Annotated in this window: 15 protein-coding genes; all 15 read right to left on the minus strand. The window is 71.5% G+C overall.

The genetic code is table 11. The features are described from left to right. Position 1 precedes the first annotated feature (1 nt). The 15 genes from FK268_RS00480 to pyrR all read right to left on the minus strand — a co-directional run bounded on the left by FK268_RS00480 (position 2) and on the right by pyrR (position 16,460). Positions 2–1,993: a primosomal protein N' gene (locus FK268_RS00480; protein ID WP_231706858.1), complete on the minus strand. Its 1,992-nt coding sequence runs from the start codon at positions 1,991–1,993 to the stop codon at positions 2–4. 17 nt (positions 1,994–2,010) lie between these two features. After that, positions 2,011–3,234, minus strand: coding sequence for a methionine adenosyltransferase (metK, locus tag FK268_RS00485; protein WP_146430132.1), 1,224 nt, complete (start codon positions 3,232–3,234; stop codon positions 2,011–2,013). A 41-nt stretch (positions 3,235–3,275) separates the two neighbouring features. Then, complete coding sequence (gene coaBC, locus FK268_RS00490) at positions 3,276–4,514, minus strand: bifunctional phosphopantothenoylcysteine decarboxylase/phosphopantothenate--cysteine ligase CoaBC (protein ID WP_146430134.1); 1,239 nt, start codon at positions 4,512–4,514, stop codon at positions 3,276–3,278. A gap of 12 nt (positions 4,515–4,526) precedes the next feature. After that, positions 4,527–4,799 carry a DNA-directed RNA polymerase subunit omega gene (gene rpoZ, locus FK268_RS00495; protein WP_068520856.1) on the minus strand — a complete coding sequence of 91 codons (273 nt, stop codon included), beginning with the start codon at positions 4,797–4,799 and terminating at the stop codon, positions 4,527–4,529. A 70-nt stretch (positions 4,800–4,869) separates the two neighbouring features. Beyond that, positions 4,870–5,466, minus strand: a complete 597-nt coding sequence (gene gmk / locus FK268_RS00500; RefSeq protein ID WP_146430136.1) for a guanylate kinase — start codon at positions 5,464–5,466, stop codon at positions 4,870–4,872. A gap of 6 nt (positions 5,467–5,472) precedes the next feature. After that, a complete protein-coding gene (gene mihF / locus FK268_RS00505) occupies positions 5,473–5,787 on the minus strand; it encodes an integration host factor, actinobacterial type (protein ID WP_166443435.1) in 315 nt (104 codons plus the stop codon). A gap of 319 nt (positions 5,788–6,106) precedes the next feature. Continuing rightward, positions 6,107–7,318: a cation:proton antiporter gene (locus FK268_RS00510; protein ID WP_146430138.1), complete on the minus strand. Its 1,212-nt coding sequence runs from the start codon at positions 7,316–7,318 to the stop codon at positions 6,107–6,109. Continuing rightward, complete coding sequence (locus tag FK268_RS00515; protein ID WP_146430140.1) at positions 7,315–7,797, minus strand: cation:proton antiporter regulatory subunit; 483 nt, start codon at positions 7,795–7,797, stop codon at positions 7,315–7,317. The genes FK268_RS00510 and FK268_RS00515 overlap by 4 nt, the downstream gene beginning before the upstream one ends. A gap of 55 nt (positions 7,798–7,852) precedes the next feature. After that, complete coding sequence (pyrF, locus tag FK268_RS00520; protein ID WP_146430142.1) at positions 7,853–8,659, minus strand: orotidine-5'-phosphate decarboxylase; 807 nt, start codon at positions 8,657–8,659, stop codon at positions 7,853–7,855. Next, positions 8,656–11,985, minus strand: coding sequence for a carbamoyl-phosphate synthase large subunit (gene carB / locus FK268_RS00525; protein WP_146430144.1), 3,330 nt, complete (start codon positions 11,983–11,985; stop codon positions 8,656–8,658). Before carB ends, pyrF begins: the two co-directional genes overlap by 4 nt. Continuing rightward, positions 11,985–13,109, minus strand: a complete 1,125-nt coding sequence (carA, locus tag FK268_RS00530) for a glutamine-hydrolyzing carbamoyl-phosphate synthase small subunit (RefSeq protein ID WP_146430146.1) — start codon at positions 13,107–13,109, stop codon at positions 11,985–11,987. The genes carB and carA overlap by 1 nt, the downstream gene beginning before the upstream one ends. Beyond that, positions 13,110–13,601, minus strand: a complete 492-nt coding sequence (locus FK268_RS00535; RefSeq protein WP_146430148.1) for a PH-like domain-containing protein — start codon at positions 13,599–13,601, stop codon at positions 13,110–13,112. Beyond that, complete coding sequence (locus tag FK268_RS00540) at positions 13,598–14,911, minus strand: dihydroorotase (protein WP_146430150.1); 1,314 nt, start codon at positions 14,909–14,911, stop codon at positions 13,598–13,600. The genes FK268_RS00535 and FK268_RS00540 overlap by 4 nt, the downstream gene beginning before the upstream one ends. Further along, the gene (locus FK268_RS00545; protein ID WP_146430152.1) at positions 14,908–15,864 is read right to left on the minus strand and encodes an aspartate carbamoyltransferase catalytic subunit; all 957 of its coding nucleotides are present in this window, start codon (positions 15,862–15,864) and stop codon (positions 14,908–14,910) included. The genes FK268_RS00540 and FK268_RS00545 overlap by 4 nt, the downstream gene beginning before the upstream one ends. Further along, positions 15,861–16,460, minus strand: a complete 600-nt coding sequence (pyrR, locus tag FK268_RS00550; protein WP_269434200.1) for a bifunctional pyr operon transcriptional regulator/uracil phosphoribosyltransferase PyrR — start codon at positions 16,458–16,460, stop codon at positions 15,861–15,863. The genes FK268_RS00545 and pyrR overlap by 4 nt, the downstream gene beginning before the upstream one ends. Positions 16,461–16,483: the final 23 nt, after the last annotated feature.

Below are 16,483 nucleotides of genomic sequence, written 5' to 3' on the forward strand. Positions count from 1 at the left end.
GCTATCCGATCCGCAGCGGATCGATCTGGATCCGCACGGGATCGCCCTCCCGCCGCAGGCTCCTGCCCACCTGCGCGTGGAACAGGGCCTGCGCGAGCGCTCGCCCGTCGCGCCGCGCGACCCGCACCAGCAGCCGCTGCGGAGGCGGCCCCGTATCGGGCGCGCCCGGGATCCGCACCCCGGGCGGCAGGTCGACGGGGCCGAGGACCTCGGCCCCACCGGGTAGGTCCGCGGCGTCCGCGACCGCACGGATGTCCGTGTCCGCGCCGTCGAGCGCCGCGAGGTGCGTGGCCGGCGGGAATCCGACCTCGGCCCGTTCGGCGAGTTCGGCGGCGGCGAATCCGGCGGCGTCCCACCTGATCAGCGCCTGCACCGCGCGGATCCCCGCGTCCGCGCCGCAGACGACGGTCCCGTCGGCGGCGACCAGCGCGGTCGCGTTCATCCAGCGGCGCAGCGTCTCCTCCGCCGCCCGCAGATCGGCCCGGCCCAGCAACAGCCATCCGTCGAGCAGCAGGGCCGCGCCGTAACCGCCCACCACCACGGGCTCCGCGCCCGGCGTCGCGACCACGATGCGCCGGCCGCCGGGTGCCTCGGTGAGCACCGTCGAACCCCCGGAAACCGTAACGGCGGCCCCCGGGAAGGCCCGGCCGAGCTCCTCGGCGGTGCGCATCGCGCCGATGATCACGGCACGCATCGTGGTCCCGCCGCAGGCGGGGCACCGGTACCCGGCATCGGTGTGAGCGCACCAGCGGCACCGCAGTACGCCGCCGTCGGCCTGCTCGAGCGGGCCGTGGCAGCGCCGGCAGCGCGCGGGGGTGCGGCAGCGCTCGCAGGACAGGGCCGGCGCGTAGCCGCGGCGCGGGACCTGCACCAGCACGGGACGGTCGGCGTCGAGGGCCGCCCGCGCCGCCGCGAAGGCCGCCGCCGGCAGGCGCGCGGAGCGGGCCAGTGGGTCGCGGGCCAGGGCCACGTCCGAATCCGCGGTGCCGGCGATCCGGGGTGAGCGGCTGCGCACCAGATCTCGGGGAGCCGTGATCTCCGCGGCCCATCCCGCCTCGACGAGCGCCTGCGACTCGGGCGTGCGGGCGAAGCCGCCGATGACCAGCGCCGCGCCCTCCTGGTGCGCCCGTAACGCGAGCACCTCCCGCGTGTGCGGGTACGGCGCACGGGGCTCGACGAGCGACTCGTCCCCGTCGTCCCAGAGGGCGATGAGGCCCAGATCGGGGAGCGGCGCGAAGGCGGCGCTGCGAGTGCCGATCACCACGCGCGTACGGCCGAGCAGCGCCAGGAGCCACCGCCGGTAGCGCGCCGACGGCCCGAGCCCCGCGGCCAGGACCGCGGGGTCGAGGTGCGCGCAGGCCGCCGCGAGCCGGTCGAGGTCGCTCTGGTCCGGGACGATGAGCAGTGCCGTACGGCCCGCCGCGACGACGGTGCCCGCCAGCTCCGCGAGGCGGGCGGCCCAGTCCTCGCCGGGGAGCGCCTGCCACACGGCCCGCGGCGCCCGGCCCGCGACCGCGGCGGCGGCGAACTGCGCGCCGTGGGTGTACTCGGCGAGGGCCGCGGCGGGCGCCTCCGGGGGCTCGGCGGCGCCGGCCTCCTGTTCCAGCAGGGCCTTCTCGACGCGGGCGTGCCGCGGTGGGATGGCGAGCCGCAGCACGTCGGCGCGGGTTCCGGCGTACCTCGCGGCGACCTCGGTGACCAGCCGGAGGACGGGTTCGGTGAGGACGGGGAGCGCGGAGACGACCCGCTGCAGGGGCGCGAGCTTCCCCTCGTGTTCGGTGCGCGGGAGCCGCTCGAGCAGGTAGCCGTCCACGAGCCGGCCCGAGAACCGGACGCGGACCCGCACGCCCGGCTGCGCCTGCTCGGCCAGCTCGGGCGGCACGAGATAGTCGAACTCCCGATCGAGGTGGCTGACCTGCAACAGCGGCAGGATCCTGGCGATCGGGAGTTCGACGTCGGCTTGCGCGGCCTCGGCGGGGCCGGGTGCGGTCACACCGGTGGAGACGGCTGTCAGAGGCCGGCCGCGGAGCGCAGGGCGTCCACGCGGTCGGTGCGCTCCCACGGCAGGTCGATGTCGGTGCGGCCGAAGTGGCCGTACGCGGCGGTGGGCGCGTAGATCGGGCGCAACAGGTCCAGATCGTTGATGATCGCGCGCGGCCGCAGGTCGAAGACCTGGGCGATGGCCTGCTGGATCTTGATCGGATCGAGCTGCTCGGTGCCGAAGGTCTCGACGAACAGGCCGACGGGGGCCGCCTTGCCGATCGCGTAGGCCACCTGGACCTCGATCCGTTCCGCGAGGCCCGCGGCGACGGCGTTCTTCGCCACCCAGCGCATCGCGTACGCGGCCGAGCGGTCCACCTTCGACGGGTCCTTGCCGGAGAACGCGCCGCCGCCGTGGCGGGCCATGCCGCCGTAGGTGTCGACGATGATCTTGCGGCCCGTGAGGCCCGCGTCGCCCATCGGCCCACCGAGCACGAACTTGCCGGTGGGGTTCACCAGCAGCCGCACGTCGGAGGTGTCGAGGCTGGGCAGGTTCAGGTCGGTGATCACGGTGTCCAGCACGTGCGCGCGCAGGTCCGGAGCGAGCATGCCGTCGATGTCGATGTCGGCGGCGTGCTGGCTGGAGATGACCACGGTGTCGAGCCGGACGGGCTGCTCCCCCGCGTACTCGATGGTCACCTGCGTCTTGCCGTCCGGACGCAGGTAGGGCAGCGTGCCGTTCTTACGGACCTCGGTCAGGCGGCGCGAGAGGCGGTGCGCCAGCGAGATGGGCAGCGGCATCAGCTCGGGCGTGTCCGAGCAGGCGTAGCCGAACATCAAGCCCTGATCGCCCGCGCCCTGCGCGTCGATCTCGTCCTCGCCGCCGTCGACGCGGTGCTCGTAGGCGCGGTCCACGCCCTGCGCGATCTCGGGGCTCTGCGCTCCGATCGCGATGTTCACGCCGCAGGAGTTGCCGTCGAAGCCCTTGGCCGAGCTGTCGTAGCCGATCTCAAGGACCTTGTCGCGCACGATGTGCGGGATGTCCGCGTAGGCGGAGGTGGTCACCTCGCCCGCGACGTGCACCTGCCCCGTGGTGACCAGCGTCTCCACGGCGACGCGCGACGTCGGGTCCTCCGCGAGCAGCGCATCGAGGATCGAGTCCGAGATCGCGTCACAGATCTTGTCCGGGTGGCCCTCGGTGACCGACTCGCTGGTGAACAGGCGATGGGCGGAACTGGCGAAACCGGAAACCACTTCGGACGTCCTCTCGTTTTGCAATGGCGAACTAGGAAAAGCTAGCGGGCGGCGTGCACCCGAGTGGCAGCGGCATCCAGTATGCGCGCCGCCATGGCCGACTTCGAGCCGAGGGGCAGGGCGGTCTCGCCGCCGTCCGCCCCGAGCAGCCAGCCGGAGTTCTCGTCCACCTCGAAGGCGCGGCCGTCGCCGACGGCGTTGAGGACCAGCAGGTCACATCCCTTGCGACGCAGCTTGGCCCGTCCGTAGTCGAGGACGGAACCGCCCTCGTCCCCCGTCTCGGCGGCGAAACCGACGATCACCGCGTCCGCGCGCAGGGCACCGGCCCGACGCGCGGCGACGAGGCCGGCGAGCACATCGGGGTTTTCGATCATGGTGATCGATTCCAGCGCCTCGCTCCGACCGTCCGTGCCCTTCTTGAGCTTGGTGGTGGCCACGTCGGCGGGCCGGTAATCGGCCACCGCCGCGGCCATGATGACCAGGTCGGCGTCGGCGGCGTGCTCGGTCATGGCCGCCTGCAGATCCAGGGCGGAGGCGATGCGCACCACGTCGACCGCCGAGGGATCGGCGAGGCCGACGGTGTTCCCCGCCACGAGCGTGACATCGGCGCCGCGCTGCGCGGCGAGCCGGGCCAGGGCGTAGCCCTGCTTCCCCGAGCTGCGGTTGGTGAGGTAGCGGACCGGATCCAGGGCCTCCTTGGTGCCGCCCGCGGAGACGACGACCTTCCGGCCCTCGAGGTCGCGGTTCAACGCCCCCGGGTGTTCGAGCAGGACGTCGGCGAGGGCGCCGATCTCGTCGGGCTCGGGGAGGCGACCAGCCCCGGTGTCCTTGCCGGTGAGCCGGCCGGACGCCGGCTCGATGACGACGGCGCCGCGCTCGCGCAGGGTGGCGACATTGGCGCGGGTGGCCGGGTGCTCCCACATCTCGGTGTGCATGGCCGGCGCGAAGACCACCGGGCAGCGTGCGGTGAGGAGTGTGCCCGTCAGCAGATCGTCCGCGCGACCCTGTGCTGCTCGCGCCATGAGATCAGCGGTGGCGGGTGCGATCACCACGAGGTCGGCGTTCTGCCCCAGGCGCACGTGCGGCACCTCGGGAACCGATTCGAACACCCCCGTCTGCACGGGGTTGCCGGACAGCGCCTCGAACGTGGCCGCGCCCACGAACTTGAGCGCGGACTCGGTGGGGATGACCCGCACCTCGTACCCGCGCTCAGTGAAATGCCGGACCAGTGCGCACGCCTTGTAGGCGGCGATGCCGCCGCCGACGCCGACGATGATCATGGGGCTGTCAGCTCACTCGCCCTCGGTGTGCTCCAGGAGATCCTCGTGGATCTCGCGCATCGCGATCGACAGCGGCTTCTCGTGCAGGCCGGGCTCGACCAGCGGGCCCACGTACTCGAGGATGCCGTCCGAGAGGCTGTTGTAGTAGTCGTTGATCTGACGCGCGCGCTTGGCCGCGTAGATCACGAGGGCGTACTTCGAGGAGGTGCGCTCGAGCAGCTCGTCGATCGGCGGGTTGGTGATGCCGAGCGGCTGGTCGTACACGGTCTCAGTGGTGGTGCTCACGCGTCTCCTACGTTATCGAACTTCACGAAATTCGCTCTTGTGCCCAGTCTACGCGCGGTGCGGGACCGGACTACGCCCGCTGGTCGCCGGCGCCGACCAGCAAGGATACCAAGTCCGACACCGCGCGGTCCAAGTCGTCGTTGACGATCACCGCGTCGTAGTCGTCCCGGGTCGCCATTTCGGCCCGCGCGGTCTCGAGCCGGCGCTCGATCTTCTCCGCGCTCTCCGTGCCGCGGCCGCGGAGCCTGCGCTCCAGCTCGTCCCAGCTCGGCGGGCTGAGGAAGACCGTCACGGCCTCCGGCAGCGCCGCCTTCACGCTGGCGGCACCGGCCAGGTCGACCTCCACCAGGACCGGGCGCCCGGCTTCGAGCGCCTCGAAGACGGGGCGCGCCGGCGTGCCGGATCGCTGCAGCCCGCCGTGAATCTCGGCCCATTCGAGCAGGTCGCCGTCGGCGATGAGACGGTCGAATCCGCTCTCGCCGACGAAGTGGTAGTCCCGGCCGTCCACCTCACCGGGGCGCGGATCGCGCGTGGTGGCGGAGACCGAGAAGAACAGGTCGGGCACCTCCGAGCGGAGCCGGCCGACCACTGATGACTTACCGACGGCGGAGGGGCCGACCAGTACAACCAGTCGGCCCCTCCGGCCCGCGGGAACTTCTCCGGACACTGAGTGTCAGGCGGAGAACTTCTCGAGCAGCGCCTTGCGCTGCCGGTCGCCCAGACCACGCACGCGGCGGGTGGGGGCGATCTCCAGCTCGGTCATCAGCTCCTGAGCCTTGACCTTGCCAACCTTGGGCAGGGCCTCGAGCAGCGCCGAGACCTTCATCTTGCCGATGACCTCGTCGGACTCCGCGTCCTTCAGCACCTGCTGCAGGGTGGTGGTGCCACCCTTGAGTCGGTTCTTCAGTTCAGCGCGGGCGCGGCGAGCGGCAGCTGCCTTCTCCAGAGCAGCGGCACGCTGCTCGTCGGTCAACTGGGGAAGGGCCACGATTCCTCCGTCTTCGATGTTCTTAGGTCTTTGCCGCGAACGTGCGACTCCTGCGACGGTACCCACGTTTCGCTCGGGATGGGAACCCCACCCCCCTCTCACCTGCGGTTTGGCGGTGATGTAGGCGACGGCGGGGCACCCCGGTCGAGCGCCCGTTCCGACACTCATGTTGCAATCGAGAACCGTTGCACCACAATGCTTTCAGATAGGTAGGACCGAACCGGACGGGATCCCGCGATGTGACGGGTGAAACTCATGTGACCTGGGAAAATACCTGGACCCGCGATCGCGTCCGGGCGTGTCGGGCGTCCCGGCGCACTCATCCCACCGACGCGTCCGCTCCGGTCCGTACGCTGCGGACCGCGCGTTCCCCCGCCCGCACGGCGGGTTCCACGACGCGGGCGATGATCGGTCCGAGGACGGCCATGATCAGCACGTACGTGGTCGCCAGCGCGGCCACCCGCCCGTCCACGGCGCCCGCCGTCACGGCCAGCCCGGCGATGACGATCGAGAACTCACCACGCGCCACCAGTGCCGCTCCGGCGCGCGCCCGGCCCATCCGCTTGACGCCCACGCGGCGCGCGGCCCACCAGCCCGTGGCGAGCTTGGTCACCGTCGTCACGACCGCGAGCACGACCGCCCACCCGAGCACGGGCGGGATCGCGCGCGGGTCCGTGTTCAGCCCGAAGACCACGAAGAACAGGGCGGCGAAGAGGTCGCGCAGGGGCTCGAGCAGCCGCGTCGCCTCGTGCGCGATCGAGCCCGAGATCGCGATGCCCAGGAGGAAGGCCCCCACCGCCGCCGACACCTGCAGCGCGGACGCCACGCCGGCGACCAGCAGCGCCGCCCCGATCAGCTTGAGCAGGAAGACCTCGCGGTCGTCGCTGTAGACGAGCGCGGAGACGCGGTGCCCGTACTTCACTGCCGAGATCAGCACGACGCTGACGACCACCACCGCGATGGTCACCGCCGAGACCTCACCGGCGAGGCCCAGGCCCGCGAGGATGGCGGTCAGGATCGGGAGGTAGACCGCCATCGCGAGGTCCTCGAAGACCAGCACCGACAGCACGACGGGCGTCTCGCGGTTACCGAGGCGCCCGAGATCGCTGAGTACTTTCGCCGCGATGCCCGACGAGGAGATGTAGGTGACACCCGCGAGCACCAGCGCCCCCGTCGGCCCCCAGCCCAGGATCAGCGCCACCACGACGCCGGGGGTGGCGTTGAGCACGATGTCGAGCACACCGGCCAGCCAGGACTGCCGCAGTCCCGTGATGAGCTCGGTGGCGGTGTACTCGAGACCCAGCATGAGCAGCAGCAGGACGACGCCGATCTCCCCGGCGGTGTGGCTGAAGTCGGACGCCTCACCGAGCGGGATCACCCCGCCGACGCCGAAGGCGAGACCGCCGATGAGGTAGAGCGGGATCGGCGAGATGCCGAACCGGCTCGCGGCGCGGCCGAGGAAGCCCAGGACGAAGAAGACGGCGCCGAGCTCGATCAGCGCGACGGTGTTCTCGTCGAGGTGGAGCGTCACCCGTTCGACAGGATCTGCGCGGCGGCCTCGATGCCCTGGGCGGTACCGACGACCACCAGGAGGTCGCCCGCGGTGAAGACGAATTCGGGGCCGGGCGAGGGCTGCACCTCGCCCGCTCGCATGACCGCGACCAGCGAGACCTTGGTCCGCGTGCGCATCTGCGTCTCCCCCAGGGTGCGCCCGTCGTACGGCGAGCCCGCGACGATCGGCAGTTGCCGGGTGTTGATGCCCTCGAGCTCGCGCTGTTCGGCGCGGAGCTGGTTGACCAGCTGCGGCGCGCCCAGGAGGTTGGCGAGCACGCCCGCCTCCTCACTGGAGAGGGGTACCTGCGCGGCGCACGCGTCGGGGTCGTCGCGTTCCGAGAGGAACAGTTCGACGGTGCCGTCGCGGTGCGCCACGACCCCCACGCGCCTACCGGTGACGAGCTCGAAGTCCTTCCGTACTCCGATGCCGGGCAGCGGTGTCACATCGACGTTCACGCCATCGACGATAGCGCCGCCGGTCCGAGCCAGGACGGGATCCGCCGAGGACGGATCAGCCGAGCGCGCGCTCGACCTCGTCCCGCACGGACAGCGCCGCGGACCGCAGCGCGCCCGCATCCGGGCCCGCACCGAGCACCTGTCGCGAGGAGTTGGGCAGCACGGTCGCGCCGGTGCCGAAGATCGCGGCGAGGTCCGACGGGGTGGCGCCCTGCGCCCCGAGCCCCGGTGCCAGGATCGGCCCGTTCAAGCCGTCCAGGTCCAGCCCGTGCTCGCGCGTGGCACCCACCACGAGGCCGACGGTGCCGGTCCCGTCGGCGTTGTCCGCCCGGGCGTCGTCGACGATGCGCTGCCCGACCCCGTCGGCCTGCACCTGCGCGCCCTCGGGGTTGGAGGTGCGGGCGAGGACGAAGACGCCGCGCCCGGCGGCACGGGCCGCGTCGATGGCGGGCCACAGTGAGCCGTAGCCCAGGTACGGCGACAGGGTGACCGCGTCGGCCGCCAGTGCGGAATCACCCAGCCAGGCGCGGGCGTAGCCCGCCATCGTGGAACCGATGTCGCCGCGCTTGGCGTCGGCGATCACCACGGCGCCGGCGTCGCGGCACGCCGCCTGCACCTCTTCGAGCGCGGCCAGCCCCGCCGAGCCGAACTGCTCGAAGAAGGCCACCTGCGGCTTGATGAATCCGATCTCACCCGCGAAGGCCTCGGCGCACCGCAGGCCGAACTCCCGGACGCCGGCGGCGTCGTCGGACAGCCCCCAGGCGGCGAGCAACGGCGGGTGCGGGTCGATGCCCACGACCAGCCGGCCGCGCGCCGCGACGGCATCGGTGACCCTCCGGCCGAAGGTGCCCGCGAGGGTCACCGGTTCACCAGCGCCGCGTGCATGTCCTGCAGGCTCTTGACCCCGATGCCGCCCCGGAGCGCGGCCTCGATGCCCTGCACCGCGGCCGAGGCGCCCTGCACCGTGGTCACGCACGGCACGGAGGCCTGGACCGCGGCGGTGCGGATCTCGTAGCCGTCCACACGCGGACCGGCGTTGCCGTACGGGGTGTTGATGATCAGGCCGATCTCGCCCGCCTTGATCTTCTCGACGATGGACTGCTCACCCTCGGGGATCACGTCGGAGTGCTTGAGCACGGTCTCGGCCTGGACGCCGTTGCGCCGCAGCACGTCCGCCGTGCCCTCCGTCGCCACGATGGTGAAACCGAGATCGGCGAGGCGCTTGACCGGGAAGATCAGGGCGCGCTTGTCCTTGTTGGCGACCGAGACGAAGACCTTGCCGGTGGCCGGCAGCGAGCCGCTGATCGCGGTCTGCGACTTGGCGAAGGCCGTGCCGAAGTCGCGGTCGACGCCCATCACCTCGCCGGTCGACTTCATCTCGGGCGAGAGCAGCGAGTCGACGCCGGTGCCGTCCGCGCGGCGGAACCGATTGAAGGGCAGCACCGCCTCCTTCACCGATACCGGTGCGTCGATCGGCATCTGCGAGCCGTCGCCCTCGGCGGGCAGGATCTGCTGCTCGCGCAGCTCGGCGATGGTCTGCCCCAGCATGACCCGGGCGCAGGCCTTCGCGAGCTGCACCGCGGTGGCCTTCGAGACGAAGGGCACGGTGCGCGAGGCGCGGGGGTTCGCCTCGAGGACGTAGAGCACGTCGTCCTTGAGCGCGTACTGCACGTTCATCAGGCCGTGGACGCCGATGCCGCGGGCGAGCGCCTCGGTGGCGGTGCGCACCGCGTCGATGTCGGCGCGGCCGAGCGTGGTGGGCGGCAGCGTGCACGCCGAATCGCCGGAGTGGATACCGGCCTCCTCGATGTGCTCCATGATGCCGCCGATGAAGACCTCGCCGGTGGCGTCGCACAGGGCGTCCACGTCGATCTCCACCGCGTCCTCGAGGAAGCGGTCCACCAGGACCGGGCGGTCCGGCGCGAGCTCCGTGGCGCGGGAGATGTAGTCGAGCAGGGCCCGCTCGTCGTAGACGATCTCCATGCCGCGGCCGCCGAGCACGTACGAGGGGCGCACGAGCACCGGGTAGCCGATGCCGGAGGCGACCTCGCGCGCACCGTCGGCCGTGGTGGCGGTCCCGAACTTCGGTGCCGGGAGCCCCGCCTCGGTGAGCACGCGACCGAACTCGCCGCGGTCCTCGGCCAGGTCGATGGCCTCGGGCGACGTGCCGACGATGGGCAGGCCCGCCGCCTTGAGCCGCGCGGCCAGGCCCAGCGGGGTCTGCCCGCCGAGCTGCACGATGACGCCGACGACGCCCGGACCGCCCTCGCCGGAGCGCTGCTCCGAGTGGTAGACCTCGAGGACGTCCTCGAAGGTCAGGGGCTCGAAGTAGAGCCGGTCGGCGGTGTCGTAGTCGGTCGAGACCGTCTCCGGGTTGCAGTTGATCATCACCGTCTCGTAGCCCGCCTCGCTCAGCGTGAGCGCGGCGTGGACGCACGAGTAGTCGAACTCGATGCCCTGGCCGATGCGGTTGGGGCCCGAGCCGAGGATGAGCACCTTGGGCCGCTCGGTCTGCGGGGCGACCTCGCTGGTGGCCGACGGGTCCAGCTCGTAGCTGCTGTAGTGGTACGGGGTCTTCGCCTCGAACTCGGCGGCGCAGGTGTCGACGGTCTTGTACACGGGCCGGACGTCGTGCTCGTGCCGGTAGGCGCGGACCTCGTCCTCACCGATACCGCGCAGCTCGGCGATCTGCAGGTCGGAGAAGCCGTGGGTCTTGGCCAACCGCACCAGGTCCGGCGTCAGATCCGCGTCGCGGACGCGCGTCCCCAGGTCGATGACGGCCTTGATCTCCTCCAGGAACCAGGGGTCGATCGCGGTCGAGTCGAAGACCTGCTCGACCGTGGCGCCCAACTCGAAGGCGCGGCCGATCAGGTAGAAGCGGCCGTCCTTGGGAACTTTGATCTCCTCGAGCAGCTCCTGGAGCGTGCCCTCGACGGGCGCGCCCGTCCAGAAGCCGTGGCGCTTGGTCTCGAGCGAGCGCATCACCTTGCCGAAGGCCTCGGCGAAACTGCGGCCGAGGCTCATCGCCTCGCCCACCGACTTCATCGTGGTGGTGAGGGTGTCATCGGCACCGGGGAACTTCTCGAAGGCGAAGCGCGGGGCCTTGACCACGACGTAGTCGAGCGTCGGCTCGAAGCACGCCGGGGTCTCGCCCGTGATGTCGTTGAGGATCTCGTCGAGGGTGTAGCCCACGGCGAGCTTCGCGGCGATCTTGGCGATCGGGAAGCCGGTCGCCTTGGAAGCGAGCGCCGACGAGCGCGAGACGCGCGGGTTCATCTCGATGGTGACGAGGCGGCCGTCACGGGGGTTCTGCGCGAACTGGATGTTGCAGCCGCCGGTGTCCACGCCGACCTCGCGGAGGATGGCGATCGACTGGTCGCGCATGACCTGGTACTCGCGGTCGGTGAGGGTCATCGCGGGCGCGACGGTGACCGAATCACCCGTGTGCACGCCGACCGGGTCGACGTTCTCGATGGAGCAGACGACCACCACGTTGTCCCGGCCGTCGCGCATCAGCTCGAGCTCGTACTCCTTCCAGCCGAGGATCGACTCCTCGATGAGCACGTTCGCCGTCGGTGAGGCGGCCAGGCCGGCACCGGCGATGCGGATCAGGTCGGTCTCGTCGTAGGCCATGCCGGAGCCGAGGCCGCCCATGGTGAAGGAGGGCCGCACCACGACGGGGTAACCGAGGTCGGCGACGGTCTCCTTGCACTCGTCCAGGGTGAAACAGACCTTGGAGCGGGCCGATTCGCCGCCGATCTTGGCGACGATGTCCTTGAACTTCTGCCGGTCCTCGCCGCGCTGGATGGCGTCGAAATCGGCACCGATCAGGCTGATGCCGTACTTGTCCAGGATGCCCTGCTCGTGCAGGCCGACGGCCGCGTTGAGGGCCGTCTGGCCACCCAGGGTCGCGAGCACGGCGTCGATCGGGAAGCCCTTGTCACGCTCGGCGACGATGACCTTCTCGATGTACTCCGGGGTGATGGGCTCGATGTAGGTGGCGTCCGCGAACTCGGGGTCGGTCATGATCGTCGCCGGGTTGGAGTTCACCAGCGAGACGCGCAGGCCCTCGGCGCGGAGCACGCGGCAGGCCTGGGTGCCGGAGTAGTCGAACTCGCAGGCCTGGCCGATCACGATCGGGCCCGAGCCGATCACCAGGACGTGCTGGATATCGGTGCGCCGTGGCATTACTTGTCTCCCATAACAGTCGCGAACTTGTCGAAGAGGTAGGCGGCGTCGTGCGGTCCCGCCGCGGCCTCCGGGTGGTACTGGACGGAGAAGGCGCGGCCGTCGAGCAGCTCGACCCCCTCCACCACTCCGTCGTTGGCGCAGACGTGGCTGACCCGGCCGCGGCCGAAGGGCGTGTCGAACTCGGCGCCGCGCTCGCCCTCGAGCGCGAAGCCGTGGTTCTGCGCGGTGATCGAGATCCGGCCGGTGGTGTGCTCCACGACCGGGATGTTGATGCCACGGTGGCCGAACTTCATCTTGTAGGTCTGCAGGCCGAAAGCGCGGCCCAGCAGCTGGTTACCGAGGCAGATGCCGAACAGGGGCAGCCCGGCGTCGAGCACACCACGGGTCAACTCCACTTCGTGCTCGGCGGTGGCCGGGTCGCCCGGGCCGTTGGAGAGGAAGAAGCCGTCCGGGTTGAACGAGCGCACCTCGTCGAGGGTGATGGTCGAGGGCACGACGTGCACCCGCATGCCGCGCTCGGCGAACATGCGCGGGGTGTTGGTCTTGATGCCGAGGTCGACGGCGACCACGGTGAAGCGCGGCTCACCCTGGGGCTCGATGGTGTAGGACTCGGTCGTCGAGACCTCGCCGATCAGGTTCTGCCCCTTCATCGACGGTTGCGCGCGCACGCGGTCCAGGAGCTCGGTCTCGGGCGCGAGCGCCTCGCCGGAGAAGACGCCGGCGCGCATGGAGCCGTGGTCGCGCAGGCGACGCACCAGCGCGCGGGTGTCGATGCCGGCGATGCCGACGACGTCCTGCTCCACGAGCTCACCCTCCAGCGATCCCTTGGCGCGCCAGTTGCTCACCCGCCGGGTGGGGTTGCGCACGGCGTAGCCGGCGACCCAGATCTTGTCGCCGCGGCTCTCGTCGTCCTCGTCGTTCCAGCCGGTGTTGCCGATCTGCGGGGCCGTCGCCACCACGATCTGCCGCGCGTACGACGGGTCGGTGAGCGTCTCCTGGTACCCGGTCATCGCGGTGCAGAAGACCGCCTCGCCGAGGGTCTGCCCGACGGCGCCGAACTCGACCCCGCGGTGCACGGTTCCGTCCTCGAGAACCAGCAGTGCTTTGTTGTCGGCAGCCATCTAACTTTCCCTCACGTCCATCAGTTTTCGATACGTCGTCTTGTCGTCGGCCCGGAATCCCGTGTCCACGACGGTGCCGGTGGGCAGCTCCCAGCGGAGCACCAGCAGTCCGTCACCGGGCATCACCTTGCCCGCCAGTTTGGAGGCCCGGCGCACCTCGACGAGGTGCTCGTCGGCGATCCACATCGGGTTACCGCGCCCGCGCTCCATCAGGTAGCCGTCCGCATAGCGGCTCAGGTTCACCGTGGCCCGGTAGCCCCAGTCCCCCACTGCCACCCGGTCCTGCCAGTGCGGAGCCACGGTGCTGCCGACGTAGACGCCGGACACCGGGCCGAAGACCAGCTCGCTGAGTTGCTCGGGCGTACTGGGGATCTCCCCCACCGAGGCGGCCTGGCGCTGCCCGCGGCGGCGCCAGCCGAGCGCCATGAGAGAGAACAGGCCGGCGAGCACCACGAGCACCAGCAGGAGCGTGGCGAAGTCGCTGACGCTCACGCCCGCCCCCCGGTCCCCGGCTCGGAGGCGACACCGTCGCGGGCGGTCACACGCCCGCGGAGCACCGTCAGCACCGGCTTGGCCCGGAAGTCGAGCTCGGCGAAGGGCGTGTTGCGCGAGCGGCTCGCGAGCTCGTCGGCGCGCACGGTCCAGCCCAGGTCGGGGTCGATCAGCGTCAGGTTCGCGGGCTCGCCCACGCCGATCGGTCGGCCCTGATCGTCGAGCCGGGCGATCTGCGCGGGCTTCTCGCTCATCACCCGGGCGACATCGCGCCAGGTCATGTCACCCGTCTCGACCGAGACCCGCGCGACGATCGCCAGCGCCGTCTCCAGCCCGAGCATGCCGGGCCGGGCCGCGGCGAATTCGCAGCACTTGTCCTGGTCCGCGTGCGGGGCGTGGTCGGTGGCGACACAGTCGATCACACCGTCCCGCAGCGCCTTCCGCAGCGCGGCCACGTCGGACGCCTCGCGCAGCGGCGGGTTCACCCGGTTCACGGCGTCGTAGGTCTGCAGCCGCGAGTCGTCGAGCAGCAGGTGGTGCGGGGTCACCTCGGCGGTGATCGCGATGCCCTGGCCCTTGGCCCACGTGAGCAGTTCGACGGTGCCCGCCGTCGAGGCGTGGCAGATGTGCACGCGAGCGCCGGCATCGCGGGCGAGCAGGGCGTCGCGGGCGACGATCGCCTCCTCGGCGGCGCGCGGCCATCCCGTGAGGCCCAGGCGCGCGGCCTCGGGGCCCTCGTGCGCCACGGCGCCCTTCGTCAGCCTCGGCTCCTCCGCGTGCTGCGCGATGACCACGCCCAGCGAGGCGGAGTACTCGAGCGCGCGGCGCATGAGCAGCGGGTCGGCCACGCAGACCCCGTCGTCGGAGAACACGCGCACCCGGCCCGTGCCGGCGGCCATCATGCCCATCTCCGCGAGCTTCTCACCCTTGAGGCCCACGGTGACGGCTCCGACGGGGTGCACGTCGACGAGGCCGACCTCCTGGCCGCGCCGGTGGACGTGGTCGGTGACGACGGCGGAGTCGGCCACCGGGCTGGTGTTGGCCATCGCGAAGACCGCGGTGTACCCGCCGAGTGCCGCCGCGGCGGAACCCGACTCGATGGTCTCGGTGTCCTCACGCCCCGGTTCGCGCAGGTGCGTGTGCAGGTCGACGAAGCCGGGCAGCAGAACCCTGCCGCCACCGTCGATCACCTCCGCACCCTCGGCCGGGACGAGGTCCGCTCCGATGGCGGTGATCTCGCCGCCGGCCGTCGCGACATCGACCGGTTCGCCCTCGCCGTAGGGACGGACGTTCTTCAGCAGCAAGCTCATTCGGGGCTTCCTTCCTTCGCGAGGAGGTGAAAGAGCACCGCCATGCGGACGTGCACGCCGTTGTTGACCTGCTGGAGGATCGCGGCCTGTGCGGAGTCGGCCACCGAGTAGCCGATCTCCATGCCGCGCAGCATCGGTCCGGGGTGCAGCACGACGGCGTGGTCCGGCAGCAGGGCGGCGCGCTGGGGCCCCAGGCCGAAGCGCACCGAGTACTCGCGCTCGCTCGGGAAGAAGCCGCCGTTCATGCGCTCGGCCTGCACGCGCAGCATCATCACCGCGTCGGCGCCGGGCAGCTCGGCCTCGAGCGAATCGGAGACGGTGACCGGCCAGGTCTCGACGCCCACCGGCAGCAACGTGCGCGGAGCGACGAGGACGACCTCGGCGCCGAGCGTCGACAGCAGCAGCGCGTTCGACCGGGCGACCCGGCTGTGCAGCACGTCGCCGACGATGACGACCCGCCGGCCCTCGATTCCGCCGAGCCGCTGGCGCAGGGTGAGCGCGTCGAGCAGCGCTTGGGTGGGGTGCTCGTGCATGCCGTCGCCGGCGTTGATCACGACGGGGCCGGGCAGGCCGCCGAGCGCCGCCGCGGAGTTGGTCCACGCGGCGATCTGCTGCGCCGCGCCGGACGCCGGGTGCCGGACGATCAGCGCGTCGGCTCCGGCGGCGTGCAGCGTGAGCGCGGTGTCGCGCAGCGACTCGCCCTTGGCGACGGAGCTGCCGGACGCGGAGACGTTGATCACGTCGGCGCTCATCCACTTGCCCGCCACCTCGAAGGAGACGCGGGTGCGGGTGGAGTTCTCGTAGAAGACGGTCATCACGGTGCGGCCGCGGAGAGTGGGCAGCTTCTTGACCTCGCGGCCGAGCAGCGCCTGCTGGAGCCGGTCCGCCTCGTCGAGGATCTCCTCGGCCTCGGCGCGGCTCAGGTCCGCGGCGGAGAGCAGGTGCCGGGTCACTGGTCGCCGCCCTTCGTCGAATCGGGGGCCGGCAGCTCGGAGATCACCACGGCGTCCTCGCCGTCCTTCTCCTGCAGCCGGACCTGCACGTCCTCCTGGCGGGAGGTCGGGATGTTCTTGCCCACGTAGTCGGCGCGGATCGGCAACTGGCGGTGGCCGCGGTCCACGAGGACCGCGAGCTGCACCGCGGCGGGCCGGCCGATGTCGCGGAGCGAGTCGAGGGCGGCGCGCACCGTCCGCCCCGAGTACAGGACGTCGTCGACGAGGATGACCAGCGCACCGTCGACGCCCTGCGGCGGCACCGTGGTGCGCTCGAGGGGCCGGTGGGGCTTGTGCCGCAGATCGTCGCGGTAGAGCGTGATGTCGAGGTGGCCGACGGGCACAGCGACGCCGGAGAACTCCTCGATGTCGGCGGCCAGCCGGGCGGCGAGAACCGCTCCGCGCGTGGGAATGCCGAAGATGACGACGCGGGGATGAGCGGGATCCGCTCCGTCACCCGCCGGCACGGTGTCTAAGGCCGTCTTCTCGATGATCTGATGCGCGATCCGCGCCACCGTACGGGTGACATCGGCCGCGGACATGAGTTCCCGAGCCACGTGACCTCCTTCTCCGCCTCTCC

The sequence above is a fragment of the Tsukamurella sputi genome, assembly GCF_007858445.1.
GTDB classification, from domain to species: Bacteria; Actinomycetota; Actinomycetes; order Mycobacteriales; family Mycobacteriaceae; genus Tsukamurella; species Tsukamurella sputi.